Raw genomic sequence first — 16558 nt, 5'->3', positions numbered from 1 at the left:
CGACGGCATCGAACCGAAGGACGCCGCGTTCTTCTACAACGCGGGCGCCCAACACCTCTGCTGACGCCCGAGGCGACCTGAGGCCGGTACCGGTCAGAGGTACTGGCCCAGGTTGCTCTCGGTGTCGATCGCGCGGCTTGCACTGCTGCTCTTGCCGGTGACCAGCGTGCGGATGTAGACGATCCGCTCGCCCTTCTTGCCCGAGATCCGGGCCCAGTCATCGGGATTGGTGGTGTTGGGCAGATCCTCGTTCTCGGCGAACTCGTCGACGATCGAGTCGAGCAGGTGCTGGATGCGCAAGCCCTTCTGACCGGTTTCGAGCACCGACTTGATCGCGTACTTCTTGGCCCGGTCGACGACGTTCTGAATCATCGCGCCGGAGTTGAAGTCCTTGAAGTACATGACTTCTTTGTCACCGTTGGCGTACGTGACTTCCAGGAAGCGGTTGTCGTCGATCTCGGCGTACATCCGGTCGACGACCTTCTCGATCATCGCCCTGATGCACAGCCCTCGGTCGCCGTCGAACTCGGCCAGATCGTCGGCGTGCACCGGCAGGTCCTCGGTGAGGTACTTGCTGAAGATGTCCAGTGCCGCTTCGGCATCCGGCCGTTCGATCTTGATCTTGACGTCGAGGCGGCCGGGCCGCAGGATCGCCGGGTCGATCATGTCCTCGCGGTTGGAGGCGCCGATCACGATGACGTTCTCCAGCCCCTCCACACCGTCGATCTCGGAGAGCAGCTGGGGCACGACCGTGGTCTCCACGTCCGAGCTCACGCCGGTGCCGCGGGTGCGGAAGATCGAGTCCATCTCGTCGAAGAACACGATGACCGGCGTTCCCTCGGAAGCCTTTTCGCGGGCTCGCTGGAAGATCAGCCGGATGTGCCGTTCGGTCTCACCGACGAACTTGTTCAGCAGCTCCGGACCCTTGATGTTGAGGAAGTACGACTTCGCCTCACGGGCGTCGTCGCCGCGCACCTCGGCCATCTTCTTGGCCAGCGAGTTGGCCACCGCCTTGGCGATCAGCGTCTTACCGCAGCCGGGCGGGCCGTAGAGCAGCACACCCTTGGGCGGCCGCAGCGCGTACTCGCGGTAGAGCTCCTTGTGCAGGAACGGCAGTTCGACAGCGTCGCGGATCTGCTCGATCTGCCGGGTCAGTCCGCCGATGTCGTGGTAGGCGACGTCGGGCACCTCTTCGAGCACCAGGTCTTCGACCTCGGCCTTCGGGATGCGTTCGAACGCGTAACCGGCCTTCGTGTCGACCAGCAGCGAGTCGCCCGGACGCAGCTTGCGCGGGCGGTTGTCGTCGTCGAGCGCCTCCGCCACATCGCTGGGCAGATCCTCGATGGCCACCAGCGGCTCGGCCAGCCACACGATGCGTTCCTCGTCGGCGTGCCCGACCACCAGCGCGCGATGGCCGTCGGCCAGGATCTCGCGCAGCGTGCTGATCTCGCCGACCGACTCGTACGTGCCGGCCTCGACCACGGTCAAGGCTTCGTTGAGCCGGACGGTCTGGCCCTTCTTGAGAACCTTGACGTCGATGTTCGGCGAGCAGGTCAGCCGCATCTTGCGGCCCGAGGTGAACACGTCCACCGTGTCGTCCTCGTGGGAGCCCAGAAGCACGCCGTATCCGCTCGGCGGCTGACCCAGCCGGTCAACCTCTTCGCGCAGGGCGAGCAGCTGCTGGCGGGCCTCCTTGAGGGTGTCCATCAGCTTCGCATTGCGCGCTGCCAGAGAGTCGATGCGGGCCTCGAGCTGGTGGACGTCCCGGGCGCTGCGCATGCCGCCGGGCGCGCCGAGTGCCTCGAGCTGGTCTCGCAGGAGCGACGCCTCGCGGCGCAGCTCCTCCAACTCGGCTGCATCCTCGCTAGACAGTTGTGGGTCTTGTGCCTCACTCATCTTGCGCTCCTCTCCCACACCGAGAGTTGGTGCGGTGGATACCTCAACGCTACCGGCCCAACCACGATCATGTGCGTTCGGGGAATGTCGACACACTGGCAACACTGTTAATCTTTTCGATGAGTCGGGCAGATCGAGAGGACAGCCGTGACCCTGAAACTGCTAGCCACCGGCGTTGCCGCCGCCGCGATCGTCGGTGGTGCCGCCGCCGGTGTGACGTCGGTTGCATTCAGCTCGCCGGTAGCACCGGCGGTCGCACCCGTCGTTTTCGGAGCACCGTTGCCGCAGGCGCCGGCCCCCGAACTCCAGAGCCAGCTCGTCGCCACCCTCGACGGCCTCCAGGGCGGCGGGTCGTTCTCCGGCGTCAAGGCGTCCTACATCGAGGGCGGCCTGGGCCGCATCGAGGGCATCACCGCAGACCGCGCGTTCAGCAACGCGTCGGCCAAGGGGCTGTTCCCGCTGAGCTTCGCCGTGGCCGACATCGACCAGGAAGGCCCGTCGGCGACCGCCAACGTCACCGCGACCGCGCCCAACGGCGCGACGGCCACCCAGAGCATCCAGTTCATCGCGGGCCCCAGCCCCACCGGCTGGCAGCTGACCAAGCAGTCGGCGCTCGCGCTGATGCAAGCGGCCGGCTGAGTCGCCGCTGGATGCGTCACGCCCTGTTCGGGATTCTGAGCGCCGCCACGATCGTGGCGGCGCTCAGCCTCTCGGGGTGTTCTGACCACGCCGAGCCGAAGTCGACTCAGCGGCCGTTCGAGCAGTCGTCGACGGCGCTGGCACCGCCGGAGCCCACGGCGACCGCCCTGCCCAGCCCAGACGTGCTGACCGACGTGCTCTACCGACTGGCCGATCCGGCGGTCAAGGGTGCCGACAAACTTCAACTCGTCGAAGCCACCACACCGGACGACGCCGCGACCATCGACAAATTCGCGGCCGCACTACGCGACGGCGGGTTTACGCCGCTGACCTTCACCGCCACCGAGATCCGCTGGTCGGACCGCCGCCCGGGCGACGCCTTGGCCTCGGTCAACGTCACCACGTCGAACCCGGCCAACCCCGGCGGCTTCACCTTCCCGATGGAGTTCCACCAGGACCGCGGCGGCTGGCAGTTGTCCCGCGAGACGGCGGACATGCTGCTGGCCTTCGGCAATGCCCGCGGTGGCGCCACAGCCACCCCCAGTCCGGCCAGTCCCACACCGGCCAGTCCCACACCGGCCAGTCCCACACCGACGCCCTGAATGTGGATCGGCTGGCTGGAGTTCGACCTGCTCCTCGGTGACGTGCACTCGCTGAAGGACAAGCGGGCGGTGGTGCGGCCGATCGTGGCCGAGCTGCGGCGCCGCTTCACGCTGTCGGCGGCCGAAACCGGCTCCCCCGACCTGCATCGGCGGGCGGGTGTCGGCGTGGCCGTGGTGGCCGGCGATCGCGCCCATGTCGTCGAGGTGCTCGACGCCGCCGAACGGCTGGTGGCCGCGCGTCCGGAGGTGGAGCTGCTCTCGGTGCGTCGTGGGCTGCACCGCAGCGACGACTGACCGCGTCGAGATCGACGTTTTGCAGGCCTCTTCTCGCACTTCTTCGGCGAAACGTCGGTTTCGGCGCGGTCTAGACCTGCAGCTTCTTGCGGCGCAGCGGGGTCGGGGTGACCGTGTCCGGGGCGAGCCTGCGGGCCGAGACCAGGAACGCGGTGTGCCCGCGCATGTTGTGCTGCGGGCGCACCGCCAGGCCGACGACGTTCCAGCCCCGCTGCAGCGTCTCCCACGACCGCGGTTCGGTCCAGCACTGCTGCTCGCGCAGTGCCTCCACGACCTTGGACAACTGGGTCACGGTCGCCACATAGACCATCAGTACGCCGCCGGGGATCAGCAGCCGGGACACGGTCTCCAGCACGTCCCACGGGGCCAGCATGTCCAGTACGACCCGGTCGACGGACGCCTCGGCCAGCTCGGAATCGGCCAGATCGCCGATGATCAGCCGCCAGTTCGGTGGGTCCTGCCCGAAGAACGTGGCCACGTTGCGTTGGGCGTGCACGGCATGGTCGTCGCGCACCTCGTAGGAGATCACCTCTCCGGTGGGCCCGACCGCCCGCAGCAGCGAACATGTCAGCGCCCCTGACCCTGCGCCGGCTTCCAGCACCCGGGCGCCCGGGAAGATGTCGCCCTCGTGGACGATCTGGGCGGCGTCCTTGGGGTAGATGACCTGCGCTCCCCGCGGCATCGACAGCACGTAGTCGATGAGCAGGGGCCGCAGCACCAGGAACGAGTCGCCATTGGTCGACTTGACCACGCTGCCCTCCGGCAGGCCGATCACCGCGTCGTGCTCGATCGCACCGCGATGGGTGTGAAATTCGCTGCCCGGGTTCAGGATCATCGTGTAGTGCCGGCCCTTGGCGTCGGTGAGCTGCACGCGGTCCCCGACGACGAAGGGACCGGTGGGTCGCGGGGATTCGGCACGGGCGTCGGTCACAGCCGTTCAGCCTGCCATAGCGGACTCGCCGCGCCACGTGCCGTCCGCTTGTCGGCACACCGTCCTAGGCTCGGCGTATGAGCGATACCGGGGCCGCAGAGCGACCGCGTCCCGCGCTGTCGCCGTCGCGGGCCGCCGATTTCAAGCAGTGCCCGCTGCTGTACCGGTTCCGGGCGGTGGACCGGTTGCCCGAGCCGCCGTCGACCGCCCAGTTGCGCGGCTCGGTGGTACACGCCGCCCTCGAGCAGCTCTACGGCCTGCCCGCCGCCGACCGCGGCCCGCAGACCGCGCTGTCGCTGGTGGACCCGGCCTGGGACCGGGTGCTGGCCGAGCATCCCGATCTGGTCGACGGGTTCACCGAGGACCAGCGCGGCCAGCTGCTGGCCGAGGCACGGGACCTGCTCAGCGGCTACTACCGCCTGGAAGACCCGACCCGGTTCGACCCGCAGAGCTGCGAGCAGCGCATCGAGGTCGAATTGGCCGACGGCACGCTGCTACGTGGCTATGTCGACCGCATCGACGTGGCGGGCACCGGCGAGCTGCGGGTGGTCGACTACAAGACCGGCAAGGCGCCGCCGGCGGCCCGAGCGCTGGCCGAGTTCAAGGCGTTGTTCCAGATGAAGTTCTATGCCGTGGCGCTGCTGCGCTCGCGAGACGTGCTGGCGACCCGGTTGCGGCTGATCTACCTGGCCGACGGCCAGCTGCTGGACTACGCCCCCGAGCTCGACGAGCTGCTGCGCTTCGAGAAGACGCTGATGGCCATTTGGCGGGCGATCCAATCCGCCGGCGCGACAGGCGATTTCCGGCCCAACCCGTCCAAGCTGTGCAACTGGTGCAGCCATCAGTCGGTGTGCCCGGCGTACGGTGGCACCCCGCCTCCGTACCCGGGCTGGCCCGAGCAGGCCGGCGAACCGGCCGCGTGAGGTGCTACTACCGGCGGCTGGGCACCGATGCCGACGCCCAGGTCTTCGCCTCCACCGACCACACCCGCAGCAATTGGACTCCCGAAATCCAGCACGGCTCACCACCATTGGCACTTTTGACCAAAGCCATCGAGGAGCAGTTGCGGCCCGGGATGCGCATCGGGCGGGTGAGCCTGGACATCCTGGGGGCGATCCCGGTCAGCGAGGTGCGGGTGCGGGCCCGGGTGGACCGGCCGGGCAGTCGCATCGCGATGCTCTCGGCCGAGATGGCCGCCGAGCGCCCGGACGGCCCACCGCGGACCGTGGCCCGGGTCACCGCCTGGGCATTGGCCACCTCAGACACCACCGACGCCGCCACCGACCGCTATCCACCCCTGGTCGAAGGCCCGACCGCCCCCCTGGAACTGCACTGGAAGGATGCCGGTGGCTACATCGACTCGGTGCACTGGCGACCCCAGCAGGAGCGTTCGACGGGCACGGTGTACTGGATGTCGCCGGGTGCGAACCTGGTCGATGACGAGCCGACCACCGCACTGCAGCGCCTGGCGATGGTGGTTGACTCCGCCAACGGCATCGGCGCGGCCCTTGATCCGCAACAGTTCGTCTACATGAACACCGACACCGTGGTGCATCTGCACCGACTGCCCGCGGGCAATGATTTCGCAGTCCGAGCCCGCGGGTCGATCGGCCCGGACGGTATTGGCGTGACCACCGCCGAACTGTTCGACCGCAACGGGTTCATCGGCACCTCGGCGCAGACACTGCTGGTGCAACGACAGTAATATTTGCTTGCGCCTATATAGGCCTAATGCAATACTGGCTGAATGGACGTCTTCGAGGCGATCGCCGAACCCAGCCGCCGGATACTCTTGGACACCCTCGCGGGTGGTGACCGCACCGCCGGGGAACTCGTTGCGGCGCTACCGGATCTGACCCAGCCCTCGGTGTCGCGACATCTGCGCATCCTGCGGGAAGTCGGACTGGTCGAGGTACGCCCCGACGCGCAACGGCGGATCTATGCGTTGCGGGCCGACGGCCTGGTTGCCATCGATGGCTGGATCGAACGCTACCGACAGTTCTGGACCGGCCATCTCGATGCGTTGGAGCGCCACCTCGACGACACGAAGGAGAATTCATGACCACCCCCGAGGGCCGGATCAGCATCGAAAACGACCGGGCGGTGCTGACTTTCGAGCGCCGGCTACCCCATCCCATCGAACGGGTGTGGGCCGCGATCACCGACCCGATCGAGCGGGCCCAGTGGATGGGCGAGACCACGATCGACGCCCGTGAGGGCGGAACGATCGAGATGACGCCCACCGCACCGCCGATCCCGGACGACCAGAAACGGATGACCGGACAGATCCTGGTGTGGGACCCGCCGCACGTCTTCGAACACGTGTGGAATCAGCGGATCGTCGAACCCGGCGTCGTGCGCTACGAGCTGAGTACCGACGGCGACGGGACTCTGCTCCGGTTCAGCCACCGCGGCCTCGGGGTGCGCAACGCCAACGGTTTCCGGCCCGGCACGCACGCCTACCTCGACCGCTTGGACGCCCACCTGGCCGGGTTACCGATACCCGACTGGCCGCAGCGCTACCGCGAGCTGGCCGACAGCACATATGGAGGACAGACGTGGTGACGCCGCGGGTCGCGGTGGCTTACCACTCCGGGTTCGGTCATACCGCGACACTGGCCCGAGCCGTCGGCCGTGGAGCCGAACCGGCCGGTGCGGCAACCACGCTGCTGGCCGTCGACACCGTCGGCGACGACGACTGGGCGGTGCTCGACGCCGCCGACGCGATCATCTTCGGCTGCCCGACCTACATGGGCAATGTGTCGGCAGGATTCCAGGGCTTTGCCGAACGCACCGGGCGGCGCTGCATGGAGGGCACCTGGCGCGACAAGGTCGGCGCCGGCTTCACCAACTCCGGCGCCAAGGCCGGCGACAAGCTGCAGACGCTGAGCGCCCTGGCCGTGTTCGCCGCCCAGCATCACATGCACTGGGTCAATCTCGGCCTGCCTGCCGGGTGGAATGCGCGCGGCGCAACCGAATTCGACCTCAATCGGCTCGGCTTCTGGCTGGGCGCAGGCGCGTCCACCGACGTCGATGCCGACGCCACCGCCGTGCACGACTCGGACCTTCGCACCTGCGAACACCTGGGACACCGGGTCGCGTCCGTGACCGGACAGCTCCTGGCCGGGCGAGCTCTTGGTGTGCCCGCATCAGGCTGAATGCCCCGCCGATGCATCAGCAAGTCGGTGGTAACGCTTGACCAAACGCCGCGCGGTCGCGGGGGCCGGGCGGTCCGCTCGCGTCGTCGGGCCGAGCGAGTCGGCTGACCAATGTTTCACCGTTGCTGGGAAATTCGATCCTCTGCGCGTTGTGCGATCCCTTCTCGGTGTCGGTTGAGGGCGCCGTCAGTTGTGAGCGGCCTCGATCCAGTTGGAGAATTCGCACGCCAGGTGCCAACGGTGCCCGGCAACCATGTGCCCCAAGGTCAGCAGCGGGAACTCGACAACGAGTCGAGCGTGAAAGCCGCCATCGGTGTCGCGGAACTGATGGCGGACGGCTCCAACAGCAACGCCGTCGGCGTAGGCGACACCGGCCAGTTGCCCGGGAAACGCTGGATCGACCGGCGTGACGACCTTCGACAGATCCTCGTAATCGATGAAAAACCAGGCGGCCAGCGGACTTCCCCCGTTGGTCTCCAAGACCTCGTGCCGGCCATCGGGCCCGATGCGTTGGACGAAATGATCGGGGTGGGCACGCAGCAGTTCGACCTCGTCGTTACGACGCACGAGATCCCAGTAGAACTCGACGAACCGAGCCGCCGAGCCGGCAGGCACGTACAGGTCGGTCACGCTGAATCGTCGCCGACGGCTCAGTCGCGCCTCCGCCTTGGCGACCGCGCCGGCCAGCGCGGCTTCTCGACGCAATCGTCGGTGGATCTCGTCGGTACCCAAGGCGAGCTTCTCCCAGAGAAAGGCCTCACGTCGGTCCGACACGTCACCGCTCGACGGTGCACGCACGCCGAGCTTCTTGGCGGCGGCGGTGATCCGGCGGTCCTCCCACCTCAGGACGGCGTCGCGGGCGACCATACGACCACCAATCCTGCCGACGATCGGCAGTGGATTCCCTGTTGCCATGATGTCCCTTAACGCTATTTTGCTGTCGTTAAGGTGACGTTAGGCTTCCACCGTTTGTTCGTCAAGGTCAGCCACCAGGAGGTCCAGATGGCCGAGGGGCAACCTCAGGTCAAGCGCCGCACCGGAGGCCGGTCGGCGCGAGTGCGCACCGCCGTGCTCGACGCCGCGCTTCAGCAGCTGATCGAGCACGGATACGAAGGGCTGAGCATCGCCACTGTCGCGCGGATCGCAGGAGTCGCAGAGACGACGGTTTACCGGCACTGGCCCACTCCCGCCGACCTCGCCGCCGGCGCGATCGGCCACCTCGCCGAGATCGACAACCCCGTGCCCGACACCGGGGGCCTCGAGGACGACCTACGTGCGCTGCTGAGCCAGATATCAGAGCTGTTGCGTCGACCGGGGATCGAGCGGATACTGCGCACTGCGGCGGCACTGGATGCCGGCAATCCCGTTTCAGTTCAGGCCCGAAAGGCGTTCTGGGAAAAGCGCTTTGCCGGCGCCTCCGTCATCGCCCGGCGTGCCGTTCAACGCGGGGAACTCCCGGCCGATACCGACCCTCAGACGTTGATCGAGTATCTCGTCGCCCCGACGTACGTCCGGCTGCTTCTGCTGGACCGACCCTTGGATACCGACTTGCTGGAAGGTTCCGTGCAGCGCACGCTCGCCGCGTTCGGCGCCACCCCGCGGCCTCAGCACTGATCCGCGGGCGGGGTTCTGCGTGCGAATCGCGCACCTGCCAGCAGCTGGTAGGACAGGTCCGTCTCAGGCGCAACATCGCCCGCGCCACGGTGGTCGATGGTGTGACTTCGATCGAGGTCAATGACAAGTTCCCTGGTGGCAAAACGCCATTCGCCATCTTCGCGCCGGTAGTGGTCGAGGTAGCGAACGCCAACGAACGACTCTGTCGGCGATCCTTGCCCCGTGGGCAGGATGTGGTAACCAAGGGCATAGACCTCACCGCTGGCCTGGTCACCGTCCAACTCGATCAGGTGGTTGCAGACATAATGCGCGCCGATCTGGATGAACTGAAAAGTGGATTCCAGAAAGTCGACGTACTCGCTGGCGCTGCCGCGAAAGATGTTCGCGTGGTTATCGATCCCGTCGCGGGTGTAGAGCGAACGCAACAACGCCGGATCCTTGCGGTCGACACCGCGGCAATACCGTAGCGCCAGTTCGCGGATCTCGTCCTTGTCGATCAGACTCTGCAGCCGCTCTTCGACGGTCATCGAAGTTCCTCGATCGCGGCGGCGCTGTCCAAATCGCGGTAGGCGGTGAGAAGTCGAATGTGGTTGGCCACGTTGATCTCCCAGCCGTAATTTGCCACCGGACACGTCAGCCACCCGATATAGGTGTTCCAGGCCTGGGCACGGCGATACTCGTCGAAGGCCTCCGTGGCCGTGGGCAGATCGTCAACGCCGTGACCACGCAACAGATTCCGGTGTGATTCGATGAGCCGTCGTTCATGCTGCCTACGCTGGGCAACATCCAGTCCGGTGGTGATCAGATACGACAGGTCATGCATGTAGTACCCCCGGACGCTCAACTGCCAGTCCACGAATCCCATCGACTGGTCGGGCAGGACGTAGGTGTTGCCGACGTGGCAATCGCCGTGCACAAGCGTCTGCTTCAAACCTGACTGGTGCCGCTGGACCAACCGAACCTTGTCGAAGAGCGAATCCGCGGTCTCGCCGACCGATTGCACCAATTCACGCTTGTGGCCGGTGCCGGCCACCTCGTCGGCGATCATCGCCGGCACCAGATCGGGATGGTTGAACAGCTCGTGCAACTCGCCGGCGACATGGGTCTGCGCCCATCCCAGCTCCGCCGACGACCAATCTCTGCGAGATCCCCAATACCGGGCATGCAGCATGGCCAACTGTGCGATGGCGTCTTCGAGGCTCGCCAGAGAGGGCGAAGCGGCCGCCGAGGCGAACCGGGCCCCCGAGGTGGTGAGATCCTCCAGCGCCAGCCCGAAACTCCCGGTGGGCTCGTCGAACCAGGCACCGAGGCATCGTGGGGTTCGCAGAAAACGCCACGGCTGCAACCGGGTGTATGCAGCGACCTCGTTGCGGTACAGCGGAAATGCAGGTAACTCCGGACGCGCCACCTTGAGGACCACCCGCGTGGGCAGGTCGTCGCCGGACGCATCGTAGGTCAGGTCCAGGTCCACGCGTCCCGCGGTCGATACCGCGTCCCCCTCGCCCCATTGCCACACCCGGCGCACCGCAACGTCGCGCACCGCGACGTCGGGATTGAGAGTGTGGATCAACCGCTGTAGCAAGTCAGGAGTCAGCGCCGTCGGATCGGTCGGAATCGCGCCCAGGTCTGACATCACACCGCCGCGTGGCTAGCAAAGAAAGAAAAGTCCATGCTCGAGAAGCTAATACGTTTGGGTTAGATCTGCAATACGATTGTGATACCGTGGCCTGATGAGTGAGGGTGGCCAGCGGTCGGGTCGCACGGCGCTGATCGATGCCGCTGAACGCCTCATCGCCGAACACGGACCCGCGGTCTCGCTGCGACAGGTGATCGCCGCGGCGGGTCAGCAGAACAGCGCCGCCATCCGCTATCACTTCGGCAACCGGGACCGCCTGATAACGGCAGTCATCGACGAACGCCAGAGCGAATTCGAACCCAAACGCCTCGAGCTGCTGGCGGCACTGGAGGCCGCGGGCAACGTCACCGCGCGCGGACTTCTCGAGGCGCTGCTCGGCCCAGTCTTCGAATACCAGCGCACCGGGTCCGGTAGCTACCACGCCCGCTTCATGGAGAAAGTCCGTGACTACCCGGGCGTTGAGCTTGTCGGGCGGCCGGAATGGACGGCGACATCGTTGATCGTCGGGCGCCTCGCTGCCAACGCGGCAGAATCGTCGATTGACCGCACGATTCGCGTCCGCGGCTTGATCACCGTGGTGTTCGCTCTGCTGGCCGATCTCGAACGCCAGCACTACCCGTCCGCCGACCTTCGTATCGCCGCCGAAGAGGCAACGCTTGAGATGATCCTCGGTGTGGTGTCGACGTTCCCCGCCGTGGACCCCTCTTCGGGTCCGCCGCTATAACGTCATGCCGAGGCCATGCCGTGCGTCCGCCGCCGCAGCACGAGCACCTCAGCCGCGGCGAAAATCACCAGTGACGCAACGACAGCCGCGACGATAGTCGGGTAGCGACCGTCCAATCCCGCCGGGGACACCTGCCGGAGCAGGATGCCGCTGAACGCCCAGATCAACACCAGCCCATAGGCGACATCGCGGTTACGCAGCATCGTGGCCGTGCCGATCAGCATCGCCACCACGACGATGACGGTGGCCCATGCCGCGGCACTGATCCCGAAGCCGTCCCAGCCCACGCTGACCAACAGCACGGTCACGTTGGACACCGTAGCCACCGTGGTCCAGCCGAAGTAGATGCTGAACGGCACTGCGATGAACCACTTTTCGCGAGTGGTGAGGTGCGCGGCCCGGATCGTGTCGGCGATCAGGATCAGGCACACCAGAATCGCCACGATCAAGACCACCGAGAGCGGTATGACGTCGTAGTGCCAGGCGAAGATCCACGCCGTGTTGGCCAGTGAGGAGGCCGCGAACAGCAGTCCGACCCGATTGAGCAGCGCGGTCTGGTCGCCGTCGAGGCGGCCGACGCGGAACAGCCCGAGCTGGTAGAGCACGTGCAGCCCCAGCAGCAGATAGATCAGGCTCCAAATGGAGAACGTGATGCCGGCCGGGGTGAACAGGCTCGGGTACGCGTCGGAGATGTCGCCGGTGTTGCGACCGTTCAAGGGCAACGCATTGGCCAGCACGTTCATCGTGACCATGGCCACGTAGGTGACGGCAACCAGTGCCGTGATCGGGCCGCGTCCGGTGGGCGTGCTGGTGTCGGTCACTCCAGTGGTGTCATCTCTTGCAACATGGTGGGCACGAGCTCGCTGACCGTCGGGTGGATGTGCATGGTGCGCGATATCGCGGTGTAGGGAAGCCCGGCCGACATGACGTCGAGGATCGAATGGATGACCTCGTCGCCGCCGACCCCCAGGATGGCCGCACCGAGGATCTCGTCGGTCTCGGCGTCGACGACGATCTGCATGAACCCTTGTGTCTCACCCTTTTCCACTGCCCGGCCGACCCGGGTCATCGGGCGCTTGCCGACCAGCGCCGGCCGTCCCGAGGCGCGGACCTGGGCGATCGTCATCCCGGCCCGGCCGAGCGGCGGGTCGATGTAGAGCGCGTAGGTCGGCACCCGGTCGCTGACCCGGCGCGGATCGTTGTCGAACAGATTGGCGGCGACGATCTCGTAGTCGTTGTAGGACGTGTGGGTGAAGGCGCCCTTGCCGTTGCAGTCCCCCATCGCCCAGATGTGTGCGGCGCTGGTGCGCAACTGGTCGTCGACGACGATGTAGCCGCGGCCGTCGACCTCGACGCCGGCCCGTTCCAGTCCCAGGTCGTCGGTGTTGGGGCGGCGGCCCACCGCGACCAGCAGGTGAGTGCCGGCGATCGGCTCGGCGCCGTCGCGCGCGACGACGTCGAAGCCGTTGTCACGCTTGGTAAACCGCAGTCCGTCCGCACCGGTGACCACGATGATTCCCTCGGCGGTCAGAATGTCTTCGACTGCTGCCGACACGTCCTCGTCTTCTCGGGGGGTCAGCCGCGGTCCCCGCTCGAGCACGGTGACGCGGGCGCCGAACCGACGATACATCTGGGCGAATTCCAGGCCGATGTAGCTGCCGCCGACAATCACCAGATGCTCGGGCACCGTGTCGAGTTCGAGGATGCCGACGTTGGTCAGGTAGTCGATGTCGGACAGCCCGGGAAGGTCGGGCACCACCGCCCGGCCACCGACGTTCAGGAAGATCCGGTCGGCCCGCAGGAGTTGGTCGTCGACCCGCAGGGTGTGCGGATCCTCGAACCGCGCGTGGCCGCGGATCAGGGTGCAGCCGTCCATCCCCTCCAGCCACGATTCGACCCCGCTGCGGTCGCCGAGCACTATTCCGTCCTTGCGCGCCTTGACCTTTGCCATGTCCACGGACACCGCACCGGTGGACACCCCGTAGTCGGCGCCCCGGCGGGCGGTGTGCGCGGTGTGTGCACTGGCCACCAGCGTCTTGGTGGGGATGCAACCCGAGTTCACGCAGGTCCCGCCGACCAGTTTGCGTTCGACCACCGCGACCGTCTGACCCTGCGCGGTCAGCCGGCCGGCCAGCGGTGGGCCGGCCTGCCCGGCGCCGATGACGATCGCGTCGAATGAGGTCGTCACAGGACGCTGACGAGATAGGCGATCAGGAACCCGCCGCCGACCGCGATGACGTCCTCGGCCACCGCCACCGGCAGATCGCGACCACCGTTGGCCGCCACCAGCCTGGACCGCGCCTCGTAACCGCCGAGGGTGCCCAGCACGGCGCCGATCATGCCGGCACCCACCGAGCTGAACGTGTGATAGAACGCGCTCCCGATCACCGCACCGGCGAACGCACCGGTCAGCAGGCGGGTCAGGAACTGCGCTGTGGTCTTGCGGCTGGGCGTTTTCGGCAGCTGGTCGGTGACGAGCTCAACGAAGAGCAGAACGGTCAGCACGGTCACGGTGATCGGGTGGGCCACCCACTCCGACCACTTGCCGGTCACGTCGATCCACCCGAGGAACGCGCCCCACGCCACCACCGCCGGGGCGGTCAGCGCGCGCAGACCGGCGATCACACCGATCAGCAGGGCCAATAACAGAACGAGAGCGTGCGTCATGGCGGTCCTCCGGGCCGGCGGCAACTAAAGGGACGCTAACACGCAGGTGCGTGCCGGTCGAACCTCAGAAGCGGCAGAACCTGATGTCGGAAGCCAGAATCGCCTTGGCGCCGATGGCCGCGAGTTCGTCCATGATGGCGTTGACAGCCCGGCGCGGCACCAGGGCGCGCACCGCCACCCAGTCCGGATCGGCCAGCGGGGCGATGGTGGGCGACTCCAACCCGGGGGTGATCTCGGTGGCGCGCTCGAGCACCTCACGCGGACAGTCGTAGTCGAGCATCAGATACTGCTGACCGAACACCACGCCCTGCACGCGTGCCGCCAGCTGGTCGCGTGCGGCCCGGTGGGTGTCGTCGCCGTTGCCGGCCCGCTCGATCAGCACGGCTTCCGAATCGCACAGCGTGTCACCGAAAGCCACCAGATCGTGCAGTCGCAGGGTGCGACCGGAACCCACCACGTCGGCGATCGCATCGGCAACACCCAACTGCACCGAGATCTCGACCGCCCCGTCCAGCCGGATGACGGTCGCCTCGATTCCCTTGTCCGCCAGATCTTTTCGGACCAGGTTCGGATAGGCGGTGGCGATTCGCTTGCCGGCCAGATCCGCTACCGTCCAGTCCCGCCCGGCCGGCGCGGCGTACCGGAAGCTCGACGATCCGAAGCCCAGCGCCAGCCGCTCGACCACCGGGGCGTCGGATTCGGCAGCCAGATCGCGGCCGGTGATCCCGAAGTCGAGCTGGCCCGAGCCGACGTAGATCGCGATGTCCTTGGGTCGCAGGAAGAAGAATTCCACCCCGTTGGCCGGGTCGATGACCGTGAGATCTTTGGGGTCGGTGCGCCGCCGGTAGCCGGCCTCGGACAGGATCTCGGCGGCGGGTTCGGACAATGCCCCCTTGTTGGGGACGGCAACGCGCAACATGGCAGCGACCTAGAGCTTTCGGTAGATGTCGTCGAGAGTGAGGCCGCGGGCCAGCATCAGCACCTGCGTCCAGTACAGCAGCTGGCTGATCTCACCGGCCAGGTCCTCGTCGGACTCGTGTTCGGCGGCCAGCCACACTTCGCCGGCCTCCTCGAGGATCTTCTTGCCGAGGCCGTGTACGCCGCCGTCCAGCGCCGCGACGGTGGCGCTGCCGGCGGGTCTGGTGCGGGCGCGCTCCCCCAGTTCGGCGAACAGCTCCTCGAAGGTCTTCACGGCCTGCGATTGTTCCATGCGGGCCACGGCGCCGTCACGGCGGTTTCGGATGCACCCGCGATCAGCCACTAGGCTGGCATCTCGTGCGAGGACTCCGGGCGTGGGCGGCGGTGAGTCTGGCCGCGTCGGCGCTGAGCGCCTGCGCCAACCCGATCGTCACCACCAACGAGACCGCCCAGCAAACAGCGTCAGGCGGCACTGCCACCATGTCAGCGCGCCCCAGCAACGACAAATTGGTCAACGCGTTCGACTATTACCTACGCACCGACGATGTCCACGCGGGTTACTACTTCACCAGTCCGAGCGGCAGCTGGCGATGCGTGATCGTCCCCCGCAGCTGGGCCGGCTGCCAGTCGACCGCAGGCACCGGACGCATCGGGGTCACCGGGGCGCCGCAGAGCGTGACCGACGACACCGGGCAGAGCGCTGCCCCGAACACGATCGTGGTGCGCACGCTGGGGGATCCGCAGTTCGCCGCGGTGCCGGCCGATGAGGTCAAGCAGCCGTCGGGGACCACGAAAACCTTGCCGTTCAACAAGATCCTGGCCGCGGCCGGCTTCCGCTGCAACACTCAGCAAGAGGTCGGAATCTCATGCCTCAGCGAGCAGACCGGCAACGGCTTCACGTTCTCCAACACCGGCGTCAGCTGGCAGTACACCGACGTGCCGTAGCGGTCAGGCCGGCGCGGACTTGTCCTCGTGCAGCAGCTCGGCGTGCATGTCCTCCAACGACACACCCTTGGTCTCCATGACCCACTTCCACACGAACAGCCCCGACAGGATGGCGCACAGCCCATAGAAGCCGTACGCCAGGCCGAGGTGGTCGCGCAGGCCGGGGAACGTCACGGTGATCAGCCAGTTGGCGGCCCACTGTCCGGCCGCGGCCAGGCCCAGCGCCGCGGCCCGGATGCGGTTGGGGAACATCTCACCGAGCAGCACCCAGACCACCGGTCCCCAGGACATGCCGAACGCGACCACGAACAGGTTGGCCGCGATCAATGCGATGACCCCGGAGGCGCCGGGCAGGTTCGGCTTGCCATCCACCACGGTGGCGTTGGCGAAGATGATCGCCATGGTGATCAGCGTGACCGCCATCCCGGACGAACCGATGAGCAGCAACGGCTTTCGCCCGATCTTGTCGATCAGCGCGATCGCGATCAGCGTGGTCGCCACGTTGACCACCGAGGTGATCACCGTGTAGATCGC

General features: G+C 67.0%; 22 protein-coding genes. 11 read left to right on the top strand and 11 right to left on the bottom strand.

The window, feature by feature from the left end; genetic code table 11:
* Positions 1 to 93 precede the first annotated feature (93 nt).
* Positions 94 to 1896: a proteasome ATPase gene (gene arc, locus MSZK_RS09595; protein ID WP_099247360.1), complete on the bottom strand. Its 1803-nt coding sequence runs from the start codon at positions 1894 to 1896 to the stop codon at positions 94 to 96.
* A 147-nt stretch (positions 1897 to 2043) separates the two neighbouring features.
* Here arc and MSZK_RS09590 point away from each other — a divergent pair, with 147 nt between their 5' ends.
* Genes MSZK_RS09590 through MSZK_RS09580 form a run of 3 tightly spaced genes read left to right on the top strand, consistent with a single transcriptional unit; the run spans position 2044 to position 3431 of the window.
* On the top strand, positions 2044 to 2535 hold the full coding sequence (locus tag MSZK_RS09590; protein ID WP_099247276.1) for a hypothetical protein: 492 nt from the start codon (positions 2044 to 2046) through the stop codon (positions 2533 to 2535).
* Positions 2536 to 2546: 11 nt separating this feature from the next.
* Positions 2547 to 3137 (top strand): hypothetical protein, encoded by a 591-nt coding sequence (locus MSZK_RS09585; protein WP_099247274.1) that lies wholly within the window; start codon positions 2547 to 2549, stop codon positions 3135 to 3137.
* Entirely contained in the window at positions 3138 to 3431 is a 294-nt protein-coding gene (locus tag MSZK_RS09580) for a DUF503 domain-containing protein (protein ID WP_099247272.1), read from the top strand.
* Positions 3432 to 3501: 70 nt separating this feature from the next.
* Here the strand turns inward: MSZK_RS09580 and MSZK_RS09575 are convergent, their stop codons facing one another.
* On the bottom strand, positions 3502 to 4362 hold the full coding sequence (locus tag MSZK_RS09575) for a tRNA (adenine-N1)-methyltransferase (RefSeq protein ID WP_099247270.1): 861 nt from the start codon (positions 4360 to 4362) through the stop codon (positions 3502 to 3504).
* A gap of 77 nt (positions 4363 to 4439) precedes the next feature.
* Here MSZK_RS09575 and MSZK_RS09570 point away from each other — a divergent pair, with 77 nt between their 5' ends.
* The 5 genes from MSZK_RS09570 to MSZK_RS09550 are packed head-to-tail and all read left to right on the top strand — an operon-like array spanning position 4440 to position 7520.
* Positions 4440 to 5285: a RecB family exonuclease gene (locus tag MSZK_RS09570; protein ID WP_099247268.1), complete on the top strand. Its 846-nt coding sequence runs from the start codon at positions 4440 to 4442 to the stop codon at positions 5283 to 5285.
* On the top strand, positions 5282 to 6067 hold the full coding sequence (locus tag MSZK_RS09565; RefSeq protein ID WP_099247266.1) for a thioesterase family protein: 786 nt from the start codon (positions 5282 to 5284) through the stop codon (positions 6065 to 6067). The genes MSZK_RS09570 and MSZK_RS09565 overlap by 4 nt, the downstream gene beginning before the upstream one ends.
* A gap of 42 nt (positions 6068 to 6109) precedes the next feature.
* Entirely contained in the window at positions 6110 to 6424 is a 315-nt protein-coding gene (locus MSZK_RS09560) for a helix-turn-helix transcriptional regulator (RefSeq protein ID WP_099247264.1), read from the top strand.
* Positions 6421 to 6927: an SRPBCC family protein gene (locus tag MSZK_RS09555; RefSeq protein WP_099247262.1), complete on the top strand. Its 507-nt coding sequence runs from the start codon at positions 6421 to 6423 to the stop codon at positions 6925 to 6927. The genes MSZK_RS09560 and MSZK_RS09555 overlap by 4 nt, the downstream gene beginning before the upstream one ends.
* Complete coding sequence (locus tag MSZK_RS09550) at positions 6921 to 7520, top strand: flavodoxin family protein (protein WP_099247260.1); 600 nt, start codon at positions 6921 to 6923, stop codon at positions 7518 to 7520. The genes MSZK_RS09555 and MSZK_RS09550 overlap by 7 nt, the downstream gene beginning before the upstream one ends.
* A 186-nt stretch (positions 7521 to 7706) precedes the next feature.
* On the opposite strand, the gene MSZK_RS09545 is transcribed toward MSZK_RS09550, so the two are convergent.
* Positions 7707 to 8387 carry a hypothetical protein gene (locus tag MSZK_RS09545; RefSeq protein ID WP_233211203.1) on the bottom strand — a complete coding sequence of 227 codons (681 nt, stop codon included), beginning with the start codon at positions 8385 to 8387 and terminating at the stop codon, positions 7707 to 7709.
* Positions 8388 to 8468: 81 nt separating this feature from the next.
* Here MSZK_RS09545 and MSZK_RS09540 point away from each other — a divergent pair, with 81 nt between their 5' ends.
* Positions 8469 to 9134, top strand: coding sequence for a TetR/AcrR family transcriptional regulator (locus tag MSZK_RS09540; protein ID WP_233211202.1), 666 nt, complete (start codon positions 8469 to 8471; stop codon positions 9132 to 9134).
* Here the strand turns inward: MSZK_RS09540 and MSZK_RS09535 are convergent.
* A complete protein-coding gene (locus MSZK_RS09535; protein ID WP_099247256.1) occupies positions 9125 to 9661 on the bottom strand; it encodes a nuclear transport factor 2 family protein in 537 nt (178 codons plus the stop codon). The two genes, MSZK_RS09540 and MSZK_RS09535, sit on opposite strands and share 10 nt — an antisense overlap.
* Positions 9658 to 10767 carry a phosphotransferase gene (locus MSZK_RS09530; RefSeq protein WP_099247254.1) on the bottom strand — a complete coding sequence of 370 codons (1110 nt, stop codon included), beginning with the start codon at positions 10765 to 10767 and terminating at the stop codon, positions 9658 to 9660. The genes MSZK_RS09535 and MSZK_RS09530 overlap by 4 nt, the downstream gene beginning before the upstream one ends.
* 97 nt (positions 10768 to 10864) lie before the next feature.
* Between MSZK_RS09530 and MSZK_RS09525 the strand changes: the two genes are divergently transcribed.
* Positions 10865 to 11494, top strand: a complete 630-nt coding sequence (locus tag MSZK_RS09525) for a TetR/AcrR family transcriptional regulator (RefSeq protein WP_099247252.1) — start codon at positions 10865 to 10867, stop codon at positions 11492 to 11494.
* 2 nt (positions 11495 to 11496) lie between these two features.
* Here the strand turns inward: MSZK_RS09525 and MSZK_RS09520 are convergent, their stop codons facing one another.
* The 5 genes from MSZK_RS09520 to MSZK_RS09500 all read right to left on the bottom strand — a co-directional run bounded on the left by MSZK_RS09520 (position 11497) and on the right by MSZK_RS09500 (position 15371).
* Positions 11497 to 12315 (bottom strand): lantibiotic ABC transporter permease, encoded by an 819-nt coding sequence (locus MSZK_RS09520; protein WP_099247250.1) that lies wholly within the window; start codon positions 12313 to 12315, stop codon positions 11497 to 11499.
* Positions 12312 to 13682 carry an FAD-containing oxidoreductase gene (locus MSZK_RS09515; protein ID WP_099247248.1) on the bottom strand — a complete coding sequence of 457 codons (1371 nt, stop codon included), beginning with the start codon at positions 13680 to 13682 and terminating at the stop codon, positions 12312 to 12314. The genes MSZK_RS09520 and MSZK_RS09515 overlap by 4 nt, the downstream gene beginning before the upstream one ends.
* Complete coding sequence (locus tag MSZK_RS09510; RefSeq protein ID WP_099247246.1) at positions 13679 to 14161, bottom strand: DUF4126 family protein; 483 nt, start codon at positions 14159 to 14161, stop codon at positions 13679 to 13681. The genes MSZK_RS09515 and MSZK_RS09510 overlap by 4 nt, the downstream gene beginning before the upstream one ends.
* Positions 14162 to 14225: 64 nt before the next feature.
* Entirely contained in the window at positions 14226 to 15080 is an 855-nt protein-coding gene (gene hisG / locus MSZK_RS09505) for an ATP phosphoribosyltransferase (RefSeq protein ID WP_099247244.1), read from the bottom strand.
* Between the two features lie 9 nt (positions 15081 to 15089).
* Positions 15090 to 15371, bottom strand: a complete 282-nt coding sequence (locus tag MSZK_RS09500; RefSeq protein WP_099247356.1) for a phosphoribosyl-ATP diphosphatase — start codon at positions 15369 to 15371, stop codon at positions 15090 to 15092.
* A gap of 65 nt (positions 15372 to 15436) precedes the next feature.
* Here MSZK_RS09500 and MSZK_RS09495 point away from each other — a divergent pair, with 65 nt between their 5' ends.
* On the top strand, positions 15437 to 16024 hold the full coding sequence (locus MSZK_RS09495; protein WP_233211201.1) for a hypothetical protein: 588 nt from the start codon (positions 15437 to 15439) through the stop codon (positions 16022 to 16024).
* A 3-nt stretch (positions 16025 to 16027) separates the two neighbouring features.
* On the opposite strand, the gene MSZK_RS09490 is transcribed toward MSZK_RS09495, so the two are convergent.
* On the bottom strand, positions 16028 to 16558 hold a 531-nt coding region (locus tag MSZK_RS09490), incomplete at its 5' end, for an MFS transporter (protein ID WP_142389905.1).

It is taken from the genome of Mycobacterium sp. shizuoka-1 (assembly GCF_002723835.1).
Lineage (GTDB): Bacteria > Actinomycetota > Actinomycetes > Mycobacteriales > Mycobacteriaceae > Mycobacterium.
This window is presented reverse-complemented; position numbering and strand designations above follow the sequence as displayed.